This is a genomic window from Bradyrhizobium sp. USDA 4506, assembly GCF_054058795.1.
This window is the reverse complement of record NZ_JBSSBM010000002.1, coordinates 6,319,140-6,336,609: the sequence shown is the minus strand read 5'-3', so window position 1 is coordinate 6,336,609 and position 17,470 is coordinate 6,319,140. Positions and strand designations below refer to the sequence as shown.

Below are 17,470 nucleotides of genomic sequence, written 5' to 3'. Positions count from 1 at the left end.
CCGCGCATGCAACGCGTTTTCGAGAGGATGACGGAAAGCCCGTGAGCAGAATTGAGAAGATACGGGTGCTGATCGCCGAGGATCAGACGCTGATCAGGGAAGGTATCGCGACGCTGCTCGCCCAGCAGAACGACGATTTCGAGATCCTTCCCGGCGCGGCCGACGGCGAGCAGGCCATCGAATTCGCGCGGCGCTATCGGCCGGATGTCATCCTGATGGATTTGCAGATGCCGCGGGTCGACGGCATCGCCGCGACCCAGCGGATTCTCCGTGAATTGCCGCAGACCCATATCGTGGTGCTGACGACGTTCGAGACCAACGACCTGATCTTCGAGGCGGTGAGCGCAGGCGCCAAGGCGTATCTCTTGAAGGACGCCAGGATGGAGGAGATCGCCTCGACCATCCGCGCGGTCATCAACGGCCAGTCCGGGCTTTCGCCCGGCGTCGCCGCGCGCATCCTCGATGAGTTCAAGCGGCTGCGCGGCCCGCGCGTCTCGGCGAAGCTGCCGGTTCGCGATGGGCTGACGGCGCGGGAGAATGAAATTCTTACGCTGATCGTCGAGGGCAAGAGCAACACCGAGATCGGCGAGCAGCTGCATTTGGCCGAAGGAACCGTGAAGAACTATGTCAGCACGATTCTGGAGAAATGCCAGGTCAAGAACCGTACAGAACTCGCAATAAAGGCAATAACTTACTAGAAATAATTGGCCGTGATCGCACAACCACGCGGTTGATCCGGCTGAGATTGCTCGCCTTTCTCTGGGCCGCGCCCGCAAAATTGGCTATAGGGTTGTTTCGGATTTGCTTTTTGACACCGCAGGTCCGGATTGCGCGGCTACGAGTAAGCGGGAAATGACCATGAAGGGTATCGAGCGCCAGACCAAAGGTACGGACGGACCGGCGGACGCTGCGGCGGCCGGCAACGGCGTGGATCCGGCGGCGCATGGCATGGCGGCGATCGATCAGGTTCGCGACCTGCTGTTCGGCGGCGCGCAACGTTCGCTCGAGACCAACCTCTCGGGTCTGCGCGAGGAGATGCAGGCATCGCTCAAGCAGATGCAGGCGGACTTCACCAACGAGCTCACCGCGCTTTCTGCGCGGCTCTCCGACCTCGAGCGTGATACCGAGCAGAAGCGCCTCGACTCGCTGAAGGATGTCGGCGCGGCGATCACCCAGCTCGGCTCGGTCATCAGCGGATTGGGATCCGGCCGCACGGGCAAATAGCATGGCAGCTGCTGCCGGCCAGAACCGCGAGATCGAGCAGCTCAAGACATTGCTGTTTCAGCCCGAGGCGACGCGTCTGACGTCGCTGGAGGCCGACCTCGACTCGCTGCAGCGCTATGTCGGCAACGCCGACCGCCTGGAGACGGCAACCGCGGGCATCCTGGTCGAGGCGCTGGAGCGCGCCGAGGTCAACCGGCCGCGCGAGCTCGCCAGCGCGATTGCGCCGGTCGTGGTCTCGGCGATCCGCAGCGAGATCAAGAACTCGCGCGAGCAGATGATCGAGGCGCTCTATCCGATCGTCGGCCGTCTGGTTAGCGCCGCGGTGGCGAATTCGTTCAGCGAGCTGGTTGCCTCGCTCGAGCAGCGCATCAATGCGTTGACCTCGGCGCAATTGTGGGTCGGCCGCGTCAAGTCGCTGGTGACGGGACGCCCGATCAGCGAATTCGTGCTCGCCGATCAGCCGCCGCAGATCAACAGGCTCCTGATCATCGAACGCGGCAATGGCCGCCTGATCGCGGACTGGAAACGCGATGCGGCCGCCGACGAACGCGCCGATCTGCTCAGCGCGATGGTCGCGGCGATCCTGGAATTCTCCGTGCAGGCGCTCGCCGGCGAAGGCAATCTGCAGACGCTCGATTTCGGCGGACGGCAGCTCGCGCTGCGCGCCTCGCCCCGCTTCATCCTGGCGGCGGAGTGCCTGGGACCGCTGCGGCCCGCCGACAACGCCAGGATCAACTCGTTGTTCTTCGATGCGATCGAGCGCATCGACCGCGGTGCGGATTGCGACGGGCCGATGCTGGCGTCGCTGGCAGCCGCGATCGAGACCGACGATACGCCACGGCGAATCGCGAGCCGGCGCGGCAAGGTGATCCTTTTCGCCTTGCTCGCGGCATTGGCCGCGCTGCTGCTCTGGCTTGCCGCGACATCGGTGACGCGCGGCCTGTTGGAGCGGCGGACCCAGGCGGCGCTGGAACAGCTCGCCGCAAAGCAGCCGTTGCTGGCCTCGTTCCCGCTGCGGCTCGACTTCGATCACGGCAGCCGAAGCGTGGCCGTTTCAGGCATCGAGCCGAGCCAGCTGGAAACCGCGCCGTTGATCGATGCGCTCGCCGCGGCCGCGGCACCGTACAAGATCGTCAACCACATCGGTCTGGTGTCCGCACCCGAGCAAATCGCGGCATCGCAGGCCGGCATCGCGGGCCTGCAGCAGAGCCTGACGCGCCTGCAGGCGAGCCTCGACCAGATGCGCGAGGCGATCGGTGCGCAGGCGAAGTCGGGCGACCAGAAATATGCCGCCCTGACCGAGCAATATGACAGGCTCGGCGAGCAGTATGCCAAATTGGCCGAGCAATATTCGAAGCTGCAAGCCGTCGCCGACGGTCCGGCGGCGCGGCTCGACCGCTTCATCGCCACCACCGCGATCTTCTTCGCGAACAATTCAGACGAAGTCCTCGACAACGACCAGGCCGATCAGCAGCTGCGCGAACTCGCCGGACTAATGGCGAACAACGATCTCAGGCTGCGCATCGTCGGCTATGCCGATCAGAGCGGCACGGAAGGCACCAACCGGACGCTGGCGCGCAAGCGGGCCGAGCAGGTCCAGCGCAGGCTGACCGCGCTGGGGATCGATCCGTCGCGGCTGATTTTGGTTTCGCGCGCGGCGACGATGCCGATCACCGACCGGGTCGACGCCACCGTCGGCGGCAACCGCCGCGTGGCGTTCGAGACGGTCTATCGAGGCGAAGTGGCCCGCTGATGCTCACCGCGAAAGTCATGCTGCTCGGCGACATGGGGGTCGGCAAGACGTCGATCCTCTATCGGCTGATCTACAACCGGTTCGAGGGCCAGTACAAATCGACGCTGGGCGTCGAGATCCTGAGCCACGACGTGGCGCCGGCGGATGGCAGCGATCCGACGCGCCTCGTGCTGTGGGACACCGACGGCGATTTCGGCACGCAGATCTTCGACACGGTCTATGTCACCGGCGCATCCGCCGCCATCATCGTGTCCGACGTCACGCGGCCGCAGACGGTGACCCGCATGGTGGAACTGGTCCGCGGCTTCGAGGAGCGCTTCCCCGGCCGGCCCTACCGGGCGCTGCTGAACAAGATCGACTTGCCGGAAGCCGCGGGCAGCGCGGGCGCGATTGCCGGGCTTGCGAAGTCGAGCGTCAAGTCGGTCAGCGCCAAGACCGGCGTCGGCATTGCCGAGAGCTTTATCGAAGTCGCCCAGACCATCCGCCGCCGCCAGCTCTAGTTAGCGACAACGCGCACACGTCTGTGTCAGCCGTCCCGACTTCTCGGGGCTGGCGAATCGGGCCGGGACGGCTGACTTCATCGCACGTGGGGCGTACGATGAAAGGCTCTCGCGCGGCCGCAGAAAGCCGCACGCTTTCCCCGCCGACAGCACCACGCCGTCCCACACTCCGATAGTGACGATGGTCATCTTCCGCTCGGCCAATGGCCTGCCTATCGTCCGCCCCGTCACTGGAAACAGCCACGGGACGAACGGTGTCTCGGGCGCACGGAGCGAGAGATCATGAGCATTTTTGGAAGCATCATGGGGGCAATCTTCGGCCACGGCGCCCAGGCCAAAACCGCTGAGAGCACGACGACGGCCGCGCCCGGCGCAGCGCCATCGACATCGACGTCTGCATCTGCTGCGCCCGGCACGGCGGCGCCACAAACCGTCGACGTCGCCGCGATCGTCGACAAGGCGGCCGCGGCGACCGGCGAGAAGCTCGACTGGCGCAGCTCGATCGTCGACCTGATGAAGGCGCTCGGCCTCGACAGCGGTCTTGCGGCGCGCAAGGAGCTCGCGAAGGAGCTGCACTACACCGGCGATACCAGCAACACCGCCACCATGAATGTCTGGCTGCATCAGCAGGTGATGGCCAAGCTCGCCGCCAATGGCGGCAAGCTGCCGGACGACATCAAGACCTGACGTCCCGCCTCGAGCCGTGCGCGGCGCTCGCGCCCGCACGGCTCCGAACGATGTGTATTGCGTGAGGAGCAGTTGCGATGACCTCATCTCATCCTGCCATCCTGAACAGGCCGCGCGCTGGTGTGGTGCGGTCCGCCGTATTGGTCGGCGCGGCACTCGGATCCGTCGCGCTGGCGCTCGGCATCGATATCGCCATCGCCCGCGCGGATTATTCCGGCGACGAACCGCGGCCGGAAAATTCGAATGTGCAGCGCGCTACGCAGAACCCGCCGCCGGCGCGGGTCATCCTGCCGGCGCCGTGGGAGCAGGCCGCGCCTGCGCAGCCGGTCGCGGCACCCGCGAAGCCGGCCGATCGCAAATAATCCTTCGCCCCCCTTGGAGCGGTCGGCGACCCGGTCGCCGGGCCGTGCCACGGCATTCATTTGGAAAACAGGAGATCACATGCTGAAGGAATTCAGGGAATTCGCCATGAAGGGCAACGTCGTCGATCTCGCCGTCGGCGTGATCATCGGCGCGGCATTCGGCGCGATCGTCTCGTCGATGGTGGCCGATATCATCATGCCGATCATCGGCGCGGTCAGCGGCGGGCTCGACTTCTCCAACTATTTCACCGCGCTGTCGAAGTCGGTGACCGCGACCAACCTGGCCGATGCCAAGAAGCAGGGCGCGGTGCTGGCCTGGGGCAGCTTCCTGACGCTGACGCTCAACTTCCTGATCGTCGCCTTCGTGCTGTTCATCGTGGTCCGCCTCATGAACCAGCTCAAGCGCGAAGCGCCCGCGGCGCCGGCCGAACCGCCGAAGCCGACCAAAGATCAGGAGCTGCTCACCGAGATCCGCGATCTCCTCAAGTCCCGCGCGTAACGAGTGGCGCTTGTGTCCCTGCGTACAGCCCCCAGCTCTGGAGCCTCACCATGCCAGATCAGGTCAAGCTGCCCCGAAAATTGTCGCAAGAGCCCGGCGGTGCAGAGCCGCTACGGCCGAGCCACCGGCGGGTCATCGAGGAGCTCGATCGCTGGGCCAACAGTCCCGGGCTGCAGCCGCCGAGCGATGAAGAAAAACCGGACGACGACAAGCGCTAGGCGGCCGTGACCTCGCATGGCCGGATCGCGGCCGTTTCGGTCAAGCCCGCCGGGCCGTCGCGATCAGCGCGGTCGACGGAATCGCGAAGCTGTCGCCGACCCGCCTGCGCTCGATCTCGGCGCGGAAGGCGCGCGCGACTGCGGCGCTCTGGTCTGCATCGAGTCCGCTCCAATGCGGCATGAACTCGAACAATTTGTCGACGTCACCGGGATTGGCGACATTGAGTTTGAAGTCGTGGGTGATCTCTGTGACGACAGGATCGGAGAAGCCGGCGGCGACGAGCGCAGCGGCGAGGCGGCCGGGGTCGGCGAGCTCGGCGAGGCCCGTGCAGGGCATCGGCGTGACATTGTCGGGATAGAGCCGCCGGATGATCTGCGAGAGCAAGAGATGCACGGCGGCGCCATCGGCGCTCTTCCAGACCGCAATCGCCGCCGATCCGCCCGGTCGCGTCACCCGTGCCATCTCGCTGAGGCCGGTGCGCCAGTCCGGAAACAGCATCACGCCGAACACCGACACTGCCGCATCGAAGGCGGCATCCGGCAGATCGAGCGCCTGGCCGTCCATCTGCCGCGCCTCGATATTCGCCACACCATGCGCGCGGACACGCGCCACCATGCCGGCGGAGAAATCGATCGCGGTGACCTCGGCTCCGGTGCGGGCGGCGGCCAGCGCCGCGGCGCCCGTGCCGGTGGCGACGTCGATCACCCTGGATGACGGGTCGATCGGAAGCGTTGCGACCGCGGCGTCGGCGAACAATGTCGTGAACGGCTGCGACTGCGCCTCATAGGCGGCGACCATTTTGTCCCAGTGCGCGGGATCGTTGTACGGCAGAGGTTTCGCCTGCTCACTTGACTGCATGAATCTGATCCTCGAGACTTTGTTTGTGTTTGGCGAGCCGGCGCTTGAAATCCTTCGCGAGCGCAACGAGCGTCACCGCGCCGAGCCGCTTCAGGAACAGCGCCTCGACCTCGCGAAACGTGTCTCCGAGCGCGTCGTTGACGGCCTGTTCGACCAGGCAGCCGGAATTTTCCGAGCGATGGCCCATCGCAACGATCGTGGGCGCGCCGACCGCGCGATAGATGTCCGCGAGCGTGATGTCGGCCGGATCGCGCGCCAGCGTCCAGCCGCCGCCATGGCCCTTCTCCGAATGCACCAGACCCTGCTCGCGCAGCCCCGCCATCACGCGGCGCACCACCACCGGGTTGGTGGCCATCGCCTGCGCAAGTTGCTCCGACGTCACCGGCTCGCCTGCCCCGATTATGTGGAGCAGGCCATGCAGGACACTGGACAGGCGGCTATCGCGGATCATGTAACGTCATATGTTACATGAAGCGGCGGCCGTCAACGGGGCGATGGCGGGCTCCTGGTCGCCCTCCTACCTCCCCTTGAAAAGGGGCTTTGCTCGTCAGAGCAAAGCGGGTGGGGATCAGCTCGCTCCACTTGCAGCGTCGTCTGCGGCTGACCCCCATCCCGACCTTCCCCCTTTCAGGCAGGGGTGTCCGGGGAAATTCAGGCATAGCGGAGCTCCATCTGGTCAGGTGAGATGGTTGATTTCCGACGGCTGGGGTTGATGGGCGGAGGTTTGTCGATGGCAGCGAGGGATCGACGCGTGAGCAGGAGCTGGCCGACGAGTTCGGCGAACCTGAGCGGGAGCATTTTGATGCAGTTGGTGTGAGCGGCGATGCGCAGCAGCAGGTAGGCAATCATCGCAGCGAGCACCTGAAGGCGGATCGCGTTGTCGTTGGCGCCGAGGAACTTGCGAATATCGAGATGCTGCTTGATCCAGCGGAACAGCAGCTCGATTTGCCATCGGCTCTTGTAGAGGGCGGCGATCTCGACGGCGCTACGGACAAGGTCGTTGGTCAGGAGTGTGATCTTGCCGCCTTTCTCGCGTCTGATCTTGATGCGGCGGAGCGGGATTGGAAGGCGCGAATCGCCCTTGCTGGTGAGCTTCACCTCGTCATCGGCAAGGATTTCGAAGCCATCCCCGTTACGCTTGCGGATGGCGCGATGCCTGAGCGAGCGAAGACGGATGCTCGTCTTCGCCCGGGTAACGAAGAAAGCCTTGCTATCATTGATCTTCTGCCACCAGTCGAAACGGCAATAGCCCTTGTCAAACACATAGGTGGTGGCGGGCTGGATTGGGGTCTGTCGGCCGATCTCGATGTCATTGACGTTCGCGGCCGTCATCTCGACGCAGGTCGGGACATCGCTCCTTGGGTCGTAGACGACATGCAGCTTCATGCCGCGGATGCGGCCGTTCCACGTCGCCCAACTGCAGACCTTGCCGAGCGGGATCGGACTGGCGTCGATCAGACGCACCATCTCCATGCCTTCACTCCGCAGCTGGCGACGCGCCATCGCCGACAGCGCCGCAAAGGTTTGCGCGAAAATGCCGATCGGACGGCGGGCATTGGCATCGGACAACGTCGAGCGCGACAGCTTGCCGGTTCCCAAGTGATAGTGATGCTGCGAATTGGCGTTGAAGCCAGTCACCACCCCGCGCAGACTGCTGTTGCCGCTAAGCTGGGCATAGATCAGCGCCACCAGATGATCCCAGCTCCTGAACGACTTGTCGTAGGCATCCCCGTCCAGACGATCCACAACCGTCTGAAACTGCCGTCGATTGATCGGTTCAAGCAGCCTTCCAAAAATGCTACCGCGATATCGCATGCTCGGCCCTCTGTGTCTCGACAACCAGAAAAGACCGATTTGCCTCGGTCCTGCCGAGCATGCACCGCGACACAGTGAATCATTCCCCGGACACCCCTGCCTTTCAGGGGGAAGGAGAAGTGATCAAGGACCTGCACGTTGGCTTTGATTGTTTAACCGGGATTCGCGTGCCGGATTTCGCGGCGGCGCCCGTTTAATCCGCATCGGGGACTTTGGCAGGGGCGGTATCGTGGGCAGCGTGGCGGTCGATCGGATGTTGCGGGATGCGGTGGCGCATTATGGCGCGGGCCGCGCGGCGGAGGCCGGCACGCTGTGCGGCGACATCCTCACCGCCGATCCCGAGCATGTTCCGGCGCTGCATCTGTCCGCCGTCATCGCCTTCGTGACCGATCGTGCCGCGGAAGGCGCGGTATTGCTCAACCGGGTCTTCAACCTCGATCCGGATCATGCACCGGCGTTCGCCACGCTCGGCGACGCGCTCGCCGTGAAGGGCGAGCACGAAGGTGCGGTGGCGGCGTTCGAGCGCGGCGTGATGCTGCGGCCGCAGGATGCCGGCCTGTACATCAAGCTCGGCGTCGCATTGTGCGATCTGTCGCGCTTCGACGAGGCCGAGACCGCGTTCCGGCGCGCGATTGGGCTCGATGGTGGGCTGACGCGGGCGCGGTTCAACCTCGCTGTCGCGCTGGCCGGGCAGCAGCGGCCGGTCGAGGCGGAACAGGCCTATCGCGAGGTGATCGCGCGCGATCCGGTCTACCGCGGCGTTTGGCTCAACCTCGGCAATGTGCTGAGCGATCAGAAAAGGCACGAAGCGGCCGCCACGGCCTATCGCCGCGGACTTGCCGCGGATCCTGACAATGCCGGACTGCATTGCGGCCTCGGCGCGGCGCTCTATCGCCAGGGCTTGCTGGCGGACGCAATCCTGCACTACCGCCGCGCGATCGCACTCGAGCCCGGCAACATCGCGCCGCAGCGCCTGCTGGCGATGGTGCAGCACGAGGCGGGCGAGCGCGAGGAGGCTGTCCGCATCTATCGGCAGGTCTCGGCCCGCGACCCGTCCGATCACGTCATCCTCAACAATCTCGGCGCCTGCCTGTTCGAGCTCGGACAGGTCGACGACGCCATCGCCTGCGCGGAGCTCACACTGGCGCTGAAGCCGGACTACGCCGCCGCGCACACCAATCTCGGGATCATCTTCGAGGCGCAGAACCTGGTCGAGGCTGCGGTCGCCGCGCATCGGCGCGCCATCGAGCTCGAGCCGCTCTATGCCAAGGGCCACGCCAACCTCGCGGTCGCGCTGCGCAATGCCGGCGAGATCGATGCGGCGCTGGTGGCCTCGCGCCGGGCGATTACGCTCGATCCCAAGCAGCCGCTCGCGCACTACAACCACGCGCATTTCCTCCTGATGAACGGCGAGTTCGAGGAGGGCTTTGAGGAGTATCGGTGGCGCCGCAAGACCAAGATGCTCAGCGACGGCGATCCCGTGTTCGACGAGCCGGAATGGCAGGGCGAGCCGCTCGCCGGACGTACGCTGCTGCTGTTTGCCGAATATGGACTCGGCGACGCCATCAATTTCGTCCGCTATGTGCCGATGCTGACGGGCAGAGGCGGCCGGATCATTCTGCAGGTGCAGCCGGCGCTGGTCGCGCTGCTGCGGCCGATGCTGCCTGATGTCGCGGTGTTCGCGCGCGGCGAGCCGTTGCCGCCGTTCGATCTGCAACTGCCGCTGCTCAGTCTGCCGCGGATCTTCCGCACCACCGTCGAGACCATTCCCGCAGCGACATCCTATCTGCGGGCGGATGCCGGCAAGCTTGCGCGCTGGCGCGAGGCGCTCGCCGGCGTGACCGCGCTGAAGGTCGGCGTGGTTTGGGCCGGCAATCCCAGGCACAAGGGCGACCGCCAGCGCTCGCTGCCGGCGGACGCCGTGCTGCCGCGGCTGGTCACATCGGGCGTGCAGCTCTACAGCCTGCAGAAGGAGCCGCGGCCGGACGATGCTCCGGTGCTGCGGCGTCTTGGCGCAGGTATCGTCGACCTCGCGCCGACGCTCGGCGATTTCGCCGACACCGCGGCGGCCGTCTGCGCGCTCGATCTCGTCATCGCCGTCGACACCTCGGTGGCGCATCTCGCCGGCGCCCTTGGCCGCCCGGTCTGGATGTTGTGTCCCTACGCGCTCGACTGGCGCTGGCTGCGCGACCGCGCCGACACGCCCTGGTATCCGACCATGCGGTTGTTCCGCCAGGACAAGCCGCAGGCCTGGGACCGCGTGCTCGCGCGCGTGTCGGAAGAGCTTGCGCGCGTTGCGGCCGGCGAGCGGGAGTTGCTGTTGCCGGCAGCGGCGAAGTGATCGGCCATCACCCCGCACTCATCCCCTGCGCGCCGCCGAGCAGCTTGGCGTTGAGCCGGCCGCCGTCGAACAGCATTTCGTTCACCGCGCCGTCGACGTCGGAGGAGGTGACCTCGCGGCCGCCGTCCCTGACAATGCTGGCCTGGGCGAGACGGCGCATCAGCTCCTTGATGAAGGCGGCGCTGACGCCTTCGGTGCGTCGCACGGCGTCGTCGATGACGGGCTGTTCGAGCGGCAGGCCCTTGCCGTAGAGCCGGATCAGCTTGCCGCGTCCGGTCTCGTCGGGCAGCGGCACCTCGATGGCCTGGTCGATGCGGCCGGGCCGGCCGGCCAGCGCGCTCTCCAGCTCTTCGGGACGGTTGGAGGTCAGCACGAACAGGATGTCGCAATCCTCCTTCAGGCCGTCCATCTCGTTGAGCAGCTTGTTGAGCAGGGATTCCTCGCACGGCCCGCCCATGTCCTCGCGGTCGCGCGCGATCAGGTCGACGTCCTCGATCACGACCATGGTCGGCTGCAGCAGCCGTGCGAGGTTCATATAGGCGCCGAGCAGCCCGACCTGCTCGGCGGTGATGATCAGCGTGGTGTGATCCGGCAGGTTGGTGGCGAGATAGCGGATGGTGTGGGTCTTGCCGGTGCCGGGCGGGCCGTAGAGCAGGATGCCCTTGCGGGTCGACTGGCCAAGCTCGCGCAGCAGATCGCGGCTTTCGACAAAGCCGAGCACATTGCGATCGAGCAGCCGCAGCGTCCGGTCCGGCAGGATCACATCATCGCGAGCGACCGTCGGCAGGCGATGCACGGTCAAGCCACGCGAACGTCCGCGATAATTGGCGCCATCCTCAAGCGACAGGATCTTGCCGCGATAGGATCGCGCTGCATGCACGGCGGCTTCCAGCTCGGCGAAAGTGCGCTGCACGAAAGCGTTGCCGGTCGCCCCGGCGGGCAACGCGAGCTCGATTCGCAGCGACGGTTCGTGATCATATTCGCGATGGAAGGTCAGCAGCACGGCGTAGCGCAGTTCGCCGGTTCGGCACAGCCATAGTCCATTGGCGAGGCATTTCACCGGCTCGGCCTCGCCGATATCGACATCGCGATATTGCGGCGGCGCGATCGCCGGCGCATTGCGGCCGGCCTTCATCAGCGCCGCGAAGTCCAGCGTCTCGTAGCGATATTCTTCATGGATGCCGAAGAAGTGGATTGGATCGGTGAACAGCTTGTCGATTGCGACCTGAACGTCGGCGCGCATGTGGCCCGGAAACTGTCGCGCCCGTGTCACGATCAGGTTGCGTGGCACGCCGGCGAAATGCCAGTCGAGCGCAACGTAAGCGGACCGAAACGTCTCGCCCGGCAATTCTTCCGAGCTGCGCCGTGCAGCGAGCAGGCAGTCGCTGCACAGCGACGCAGTCGTACCGGAGATCAGAATCTCCGTCACGGCCCTCGGGGCTTCGCAGAGATCGCAGGGGCGGCTGGCGTCGGCCGACTCGGTGGTGATCATCAACGGCTGGCCGTTGGAGCGGATCAGCCACTTCGCCGAGTTGAAGATGGCTCGCGCGACCGGTCCCGGAAAGGGGCCGCACGGAATGGCGCCCTTGGCCTCGATCAAGGCAGCGGAGGCGATGGCTTCCTGCTCGGATTTCCCAAACACCGTACGCAACAAATCCTGCACGAATTCCAGCGGGGTTTCATCGTCGTCGTGAATGAAGAGCCGCACCGGACCGTCGTCGCTAAACACGTCGTGCATGAGACCCCCGAAACGCAATCGGGAACAAAAGAACAAAATAAGAACATCACGGCGGCTCCTGCGCGTCAAGCGAAAGATTCTGCCGTCTCATCCCTGACGTGTAGTGAGCCGATCGGCCGGGAACGCGCACTGGAAGTGTAAACGCGGCTCAACGCCTGTGACGATTGTGTTGCGGCAAATGCCAAGAGATGGCCGTCACAGCGGCAAACTTCCGACACACCATCGGGGCGAAAAGGAGTATCCGACATGGCGCGAGCGCGAGAGCAGATTCCTCCCAAGGGTTTGCGGTCGCGCAGTTATTTTATGAGGCCCTCGTGTCGCACAAACTTCGCCTTGCGCTGCTTCTCGTCTTCACCTTGTTCGTCTCTCCCGCGCTGGCGCAGCCGGCCACCAAGCCGGCGCCGCCGCAACCCGCTATCGGCGACGCGCTGACGCCCGAGCAGGCGAAACGTGCGCTCGACACGCTGCAGGACGACAAGAAGCGCGGCGAGATCATCAACACGCTGCGCGCCATCGCCAATGCCTCGCCGCAGGCGGCGGCGCAGCCGGCGCCTGCGCCCGAGCAGCATTCGCCGATCCCGCTCACCGCCGACAGCCTCGGCGCACAGCTGTTGCTGATGGTGTCCGAACAGGTCGGCGAGATGTCGCGCGAGGTCGCCGACGTCGCGCGCACGCTGACACATTTCCCGGCGTTCTATTACTGGTTCGTGCGCACCGCCAATGATCCGGTCGCCTATGGCCTCTTGATCGATATCGCCTGGAAGCTGGCGCTGGTGTTCGGCTGCGCGCTGGCCGCCGAATGGGTGGTGTTCCGCCTGATCAAGCGGCCGGTCGCGTTCCTGGAAGCGCGGCTGCCGCAGACCGCGCGCATGCCGGTGCAGACGCTCGCCAGCGTCGATCCGCCGTCGTCGGTTGCCGACGTCACGCCGGCGCCCGAGTTGCAGCGGCGCCGGCTCAGCCTGGCGCGGGCCTGGCAGTCGCTGGTCCGGCTGCCCTTCGTGCTTGGACGCCTGCTACTTGAATTGCTGCCGGTCGTCGTATTCGGCGGCATCGCCACCGCGCTGCTCGGCACCGAGATCGGCGATCAGTCGACCACGCGGCTCGTGATCCTTGCCGTCGTCAACGCCTATGTGTTCTCGCGCGTCTTGATCTGCGCGGTGCGCGCGCTGGCGGGACCGTTCGGCCTGTTCCGCGTCCGTGCCGAAACCGCGGCCTATATCGAGATCTGGGCCCGGCGCATCGTCGCCGTCGGCGTCTCGGGCATCGCCTTTGCCAATGTCGCGCTGCTGCTCGGGCTGCATCGCGCCGGCTATGCCGCGCTGATCCGGCTCGTGATGCTGGTCGTGCATCTGTTCGTCGTCGTCATCATCCTGCAGTGCCGCCGCCAGGTCGCCGACGCCATTCGCGCGCCGGCCGATCGCACCGGGCTTGCGGCGCGGACGCGCAACCGGCTCGCGGCGCTCTGGCATGTGCTGGCGATCGCGCTCGACCTCGCGCTGTGGGCAGTGTGGGCGCTCAACATCCGCAACGGCTACTCGCTGCTGCTGCAGTATTTCGTCGGCACCGTCGCGGTGCTGCTGGTCACCCGCCTCGTCACCATGGTGGTGCTGAGCCTGATCGATCGCGGCTTCCGCATCAGCCCGGAGCTGATCCAGCGCTTCCCGGGGCTCGAGACCCGCGCCAACCGCTATCTGCCGCTGCTGCGCAAGGTGGTCACGGCAGTGATCGCCTTCATTGGCTTCGTCGCGCTGCTCGAGGTCTGGGGCGTCGATGCCATCGTCTGGTTCTATGGCGGCCAGATCGGAAGCCGCCTGATCTCGGCGCTGGTGACGATCGGCATTGCCGCGCTGGCCGCGGCCGTGATCTGGGAAGTCGCCAATGCGCTGATGGACCGGCAGATCGACACCCTGTCGCGCGAGGGGCATTACGCCCGCGCCGCGCGCCTGCGCACCTTCCAGCCGATGCTGCGCACCGCGCTGTTCTGCATGATCGTCGCGGTGGTCGGCCTCACGGCGCTCAGCGAGATCGGCGTCAATGTCGCGCCGCTGCTCGCCGGCGCCGGCATCGTCGGCATCGCGATCGGCTTCGGCTCGCAGAAGCTGGTGCAGGACCTCATTACCGGGCTGTTCCTCCTGATCGAGAACACCGTGCAGGTCGGTGACAACGTCACGGTGTCGGGCCTCTCGGGCGTGGTCGAGAACGTCTCGATCCGCACCATGCGGCTGCGCGCCGGCGACGGCTCGGTGCACGTGGTGCCGTTCAGCGCGGTGACCACGATCACCAACTCCAGCCGCGGCGCCGGCAATGCCGCGGTCAGCGTCAACGTGTCCTACAAGGAGGACACCGACCGCGCCGGCGAGGTGCTGAAGGACATCGTCGCCCAGATGCGCCAGGAGACGGCGTATCGCGCATTCATTCGAGGCGACCTCGAATTGTGGGGCGTCGACAAGGTCGACGGCTCGGTCGTGACCATCGTCGGCCAGATCCGCTGCACCGATAGCGGCCGCTGGGCGGTGCAACGCGAGTTCAACCGCCGCATGAAACGGCGCTTCCAGGAGGAGGGCATCGAGATCGCCTCGATGGGCCAGACCATCCTGATGCAGCTTCCTCCACCCTCCGAGCCCGATACCAACGCCCAGCCGCGCCGCGCGGCGGGCTGATCCGGCGCACCGCTTCACCTCGCCCCGCTTGCGGCAGGGGTGTCCGGGGAATGATTCACTGTGTCGCGGTGCATGCTCGGCAGGACCGAGGCAAATCGGTCTTTTCTGGTTGTCGAGACACAGAGGGCCGAGCATGCGATATCGCGGTAGCATTTTTGGAAGGCTGCTTGAACCGATCAATCGACGGCAGTTTCAGACGGTTGTGGATCGTCTGGACGGGGATGCCTACGACAAGTCGTTCAGGAGCTGGGATCATCTGGTGGCGCTGATCTATGCCCAGCTTAGCGGCAACAGCAGTCTGCGCGGGGTGGTGACTGGCTTCAACGCCAATTCGCAGCATCACTATCACTTGGGAACCGGCAAGCTGTCGCGCTCGACGTTGTCCGATGCCAATGCCCGCCGTCCGATCGGCATTTTCGCGCAAACCTTTGCGGCGCTGTCGGCGATGGCGCGTCGCCAGCTGCGGAGTGAAGGCATGGAGATGGTGCGTCTGATCGACGCCAGTCCGATCCCGCTCGGCAAGGTCTGCAGTTGGGCGACGTGGAACGGCCGCATCCGCGGCATGAAGCTGCATGTCGTCTACGACCCAAGGAGCGATGTCCCGACCTGCGTCGAGATGACGGCCGCGAACGTCAATGACATCGAGATCGGCCGACAGACCCCAATCCAGCCCGCCACCACCTATGTGTTTGACAAGGGCTATTGCCGTTTCGACTGGTGGCAGAAGATCAATGATAGCAAGGCTTTCTTCGTTACCCGGGCGAAGACGAGCATCCGTCTTCGCTCGCTCAGGCATCGCGCCATCCGCAAGCGTAACGGGGATGGCTTCGAAATCCTTGCCGATGACGAGGTGAAGCTCACCAGCAAGGGCGATTCGCGCCTTCCAATCCCGCTCCGCCGCATCAAGATCAGACGCGAGAAAGGCGGCAAGATCACACTCCTGACCAACGACCTTGTCCGTAGCGCCGTCGAGATCGCCGCCCTCTACAAGAGCCGATGGCAAATCGAGCTGCTGTTCCGCTGGATCAAGCAGCATCTCGATATTCGCAAGTTCCTCGGCGCCAACGACAACGCGATCCGCCTTCAGGTGCTCGCTGCGATGATTGCCTACCTGCTGCTGCGCATCGCCGCTCACACCAACTGCATCAAAATGCTCCCGCTCAGGTTCGCCGAACTCGTCGGCCAGCTCCTGCTCACGCGTCGATCCCTCGCTGCCATCGACAAACCTCCGCCCATCAACCCCAGCCGTCGGAAATCAACCATCTCACCTGACCAGATGGAGCTCCGCTATGCCTGAATTTCCCCGGACACCCCTGCGCTTGCGGGGAGAGGTCGAATTCGAGCGAAGCTCGAATTCGGGTGAGGGGAAGTCTCCGCGAGAGTATCTGCTTCCGTGTGTGCGAAGGCAGCCCGAGCCAACCAGCGGGAATGCTTGCCGGCGCGTCTCACGATTGCGACACGTCTCGCGACGGTGAGACGCCGCCAGCCTTGCCAAGCCCGCTGACCGGCGCGCAGCCGGCCGAAATCCGGCCGTTCTCACCCATTCCCTGCGACTTCCTCCGCTGGCACAGCGCTTGCTGATCGTCATGCAATGCGCGGCAAGACGCATTGCACAACTGAACCCAACGCGAAGGAAGGAAACGCACATGGAGCTTGGCTACTTCACCATGCCCTCGCACCCGCCGGAGTGCGGATTGAAGGAGGGCCACGACTGGGACCTGCAGACGCTGCGCTGGCTCGACGAGCTCGGCTATCAGGAAGCCTGGATCGGCGAGCACCATACCGCACCCTGGGAGCCGCACCCGTCGCCTGATCTGCTGGTGGCGCAGGCGCTGCTGCAGACCAAGAATCTGCGCATCGGGCCCGGCGGCTTCCTGCTGCCGTATCATCATCCCGCCGAACTCGCGAACCGCGTTGCGATGCTCGATCATCTCTCGAACGGGCGCCTCAACTTCGGCGTCGCGGCCTCGGGCCTGCCCAGCGACTGGGCGATGTTCAACGTCGACGGCATGTCGGGCCAGAACCGCGACATGACCCGCGAGGCGCTCGAGATCATCCTGAAGATGTGGTCCGAGCCGGGACCCTGGACGCACAAGGGCAGGTACTGGACGGTGAGCAAGCCGGACACGATGTTCGACTTCCTCAAGCCGCACATCAAGCCGTTGCAAGGGCCGCACCCGCCGATCGGCGTCGCCGGCCTGTCGAAGAATTCGGACACCTTGAAGCTCGCCGGCGAGCGCGGCTTCATTCCGATGAGCCTCAACCTCAACCCGGCCTATGTCGGCAGCCACTGGGATTCGGTCGAGGCCGGCGCCGCCAAGACCGGCCGCAAGCCGAGCCGCAAGGACTGGCGGCTGGTGCGCGAGGTGTTCGTGGCGGATACCGATGAGGAGGCGTGGAAGCTGTCGACCGGCGACATGATGGGCCGGATGATGAGCGAGTACTTCCTGCCGCTGCTCGGCCATTTCGGCTTCAAGGACTATCTGAAGCACGCGCCCGACGTGCCCGACAGCGACGTCACTGTCGAATATTGCGCGCGCCGGAATTGGATCGTCGGCTCGCCCGCGACGGTCACCGAGAAGATCGAGAAGATCTACCGGGAGGTCGGCGGCTTCGGTGTCCTCTGTGTGTTCGGCTTCGACTACAAGCACAAACCGGAAGCCTGGCGGCACTCGCTGGACCTGCTCAAGAACGAGGTGATGCCGCGGCTCAAGCATCTCGGCGCCGAGTTCGAGAAGGCTGCATGACAGCTGCGCGGGGTGCGGGGCTTGCCTCGCACCCCGCCTCGCATATCTTGAACGAAGTGTTTTTACC

16 protein-coding genes are annotated in these 17,470 nt (G+C 65.4%); 12 read left to right on the top strand and 4 right to left on the bottom strand.

From position 1 onward, the window contains the following. Nucleotides 1–41: 41 nt before the first annotated feature. From ACVIHF_RS32050 to ACVIHF_RS32015, 8 genes are all read left to right on the top strand, one after another. Nucleotides 42–698: a response regulator transcription factor gene (locus tag ACVIHF_RS32050; protein ID WP_028335911.1), complete on the top strand. Its 657-nt coding sequence runs from the start codon at nucleotides 42–44 to the stop codon at nucleotides 696–698. 160 nt (nucleotides 699–858) lie between these two features. Beyond that, nucleotides 859–1,224 carry a hypothetical protein gene (locus ACVIHF_RS32045; protein WP_233442850.1) on the top strand — a complete coding sequence of 122 codons (366 nt, stop codon included), beginning with the start codon at nucleotides 859–861 and terminating at the stop codon, nucleotides 1,222–1,224. 1 nt (nucleotide 1,225) lies between these two features. Then, entirely contained in the window at nucleotides 1,226–2,977 is a 1,752-nt protein-coding gene (locus ACVIHF_RS32040; RefSeq protein WP_456793119.1) for an OmpA family protein, read from the top strand. Then, complete coding sequence (locus tag ACVIHF_RS32035; protein WP_456793118.1) at nucleotides 2,977–3,477, top strand: Rab family GTPase; 501 nt, start codon at nucleotides 2,977–2,979, stop codon at nucleotides 3,475–3,477. The genes ACVIHF_RS32040 and ACVIHF_RS32035 overlap by 1 nt, the downstream gene beginning before the upstream one ends. A 282-nt stretch (nucleotides 3,478–3,759) precedes the next feature. Further along, entirely contained in the window at nucleotides 3,760–4,164 is a 405-nt protein-coding gene (locus tag ACVIHF_RS32030; protein ID WP_456793117.1) for a DUF3597 domain-containing protein, read from the top strand. Between the two features lie 77 nt (nucleotides 4,165–4,241). Continuing rightward, nucleotides 4,242–4,526, top strand: coding sequence for a hypothetical protein (locus ACVIHF_RS32025; RefSeq protein ID WP_456793116.1), 285 nt, complete (start codon nucleotides 4,242–4,244; stop codon nucleotides 4,524–4,526). 79 nt (nucleotides 4,527–4,605) lie between these two features. Next, entirely contained in the window at nucleotides 4,606–5,025 is a 420-nt protein-coding gene (gene mscL, locus ACVIHF_RS32020; protein ID WP_225647147.1) for a large conductance mechanosensitive channel protein MscL, read from the top strand. 50 nt (nucleotides 5,026–5,075) lie between these two features. After that, entirely contained in the window at nucleotides 5,076–5,243 is a 168-nt protein-coding gene (locus tag ACVIHF_RS32015; protein WP_168857300.1) for a hypothetical protein, read from the top strand. A gap of 40 nt (nucleotides 5,244–5,283) precedes the next feature. Here ACVIHF_RS32015 and ACVIHF_RS32010 read toward each other — a convergent pair whose 3' ends face one another. The 3 genes from ACVIHF_RS32010 to ACVIHF_RS32000 all read right to left on the bottom strand — a co-directional run bounded on the left by ACVIHF_RS32010 (nucleotide 5,284) and on the right by ACVIHF_RS32000 (nucleotide 7,917). After that, complete coding sequence (locus ACVIHF_RS32010; RefSeq protein ID WP_456793115.1) at nucleotides 5,284–6,102, bottom strand: class I SAM-dependent methyltransferase; 819 nt, start codon at nucleotides 6,100–6,102, stop codon at nucleotides 5,284–5,286. Then, nucleotides 6,089–6,553, bottom strand: a complete 465-nt coding sequence (locus tag ACVIHF_RS32005; RefSeq protein WP_456793114.1) for an Rrf2 family transcriptional regulator — start codon at nucleotides 6,551–6,553, stop codon at nucleotides 6,089–6,091. Before ACVIHF_RS32005 ends, ACVIHF_RS32010 begins: the two co-directional genes overlap by 14 nt. Nucleotides 6,554–6,753: 200 nt before the next feature. Beyond that, nucleotides 6,754–7,917, bottom strand: a complete 1,164-nt coding sequence (locus ACVIHF_RS32000) for an IS4 family transposase (RefSeq protein ID WP_253605569.1) — start codon at nucleotides 7,915–7,917, stop codon at nucleotides 6,754–6,756. A gap of 253 nt (nucleotides 7,918–8,170) precedes the next feature. Between ACVIHF_RS32000 and ACVIHF_RS31995 the strand changes: the two genes are divergently transcribed. Beyond that, nucleotides 8,171–10,258, top strand: a complete 2,088-nt coding sequence (locus ACVIHF_RS31995) for a tetratricopeptide repeat protein (RefSeq protein WP_456794140.1) — start codon at nucleotides 8,171–8,173, stop codon at nucleotides 10,256–10,258. 7 nt (nucleotides 10,259–10,265) lie between these two features. On the opposite strand, the gene ACVIHF_RS31990 is transcribed toward ACVIHF_RS31995, so the two are convergent. After that, nucleotides 10,266–11,996, bottom strand: a complete 1,731-nt coding sequence (locus tag ACVIHF_RS31990; protein ID WP_310881090.1) for an ATP-dependent Clp protease adaptor ClpS — start codon at nucleotides 11,994–11,996, stop codon at nucleotides 10,266–10,268. 314 nt (nucleotides 11,997–12,310) lie between these two features. Between ACVIHF_RS31990 and ACVIHF_RS31985 the strand changes: the two genes are divergently transcribed. The 3 genes from ACVIHF_RS31985 to ACVIHF_RS31975 all read left to right on the top strand — a co-directional run bounded on the left by ACVIHF_RS31985 (nucleotide 12,311) and on the right by ACVIHF_RS31975 (nucleotide 17,403). Next, nucleotides 12,311–14,656 (top strand): mechanosensitive ion channel family protein, encoded by a 2,346-nt coding sequence (locus ACVIHF_RS31985; RefSeq protein WP_456793113.1) that lies wholly within the window; start codon nucleotides 12,311–12,313, stop codon nucleotides 14,654–14,656. 133 nt (nucleotides 14,657–14,789) lie between these two features. Beyond that, the gene (locus ACVIHF_RS31980) at nucleotides 14,790–15,953 is read left to right on the top strand and encodes an IS4 family transposase (RefSeq protein WP_253605569.1); all 1,164 of its coding nucleotides are present in this window, start codon (nucleotides 14,790–14,792) and stop codon (nucleotides 15,951–15,953) included. Between the two features lie 349 nt (nucleotides 15,954–16,302). Beyond that, nucleotides 16,303–17,403, top strand: coding sequence for an LLM class flavin-dependent oxidoreductase (locus ACVIHF_RS31975; RefSeq protein WP_456793112.1), 1,101 nt, complete (start codon nucleotides 16,303–16,305; stop codon nucleotides 17,401–17,403). Nucleotides 17,404–17,470: the final 67 nt, after the last annotated feature.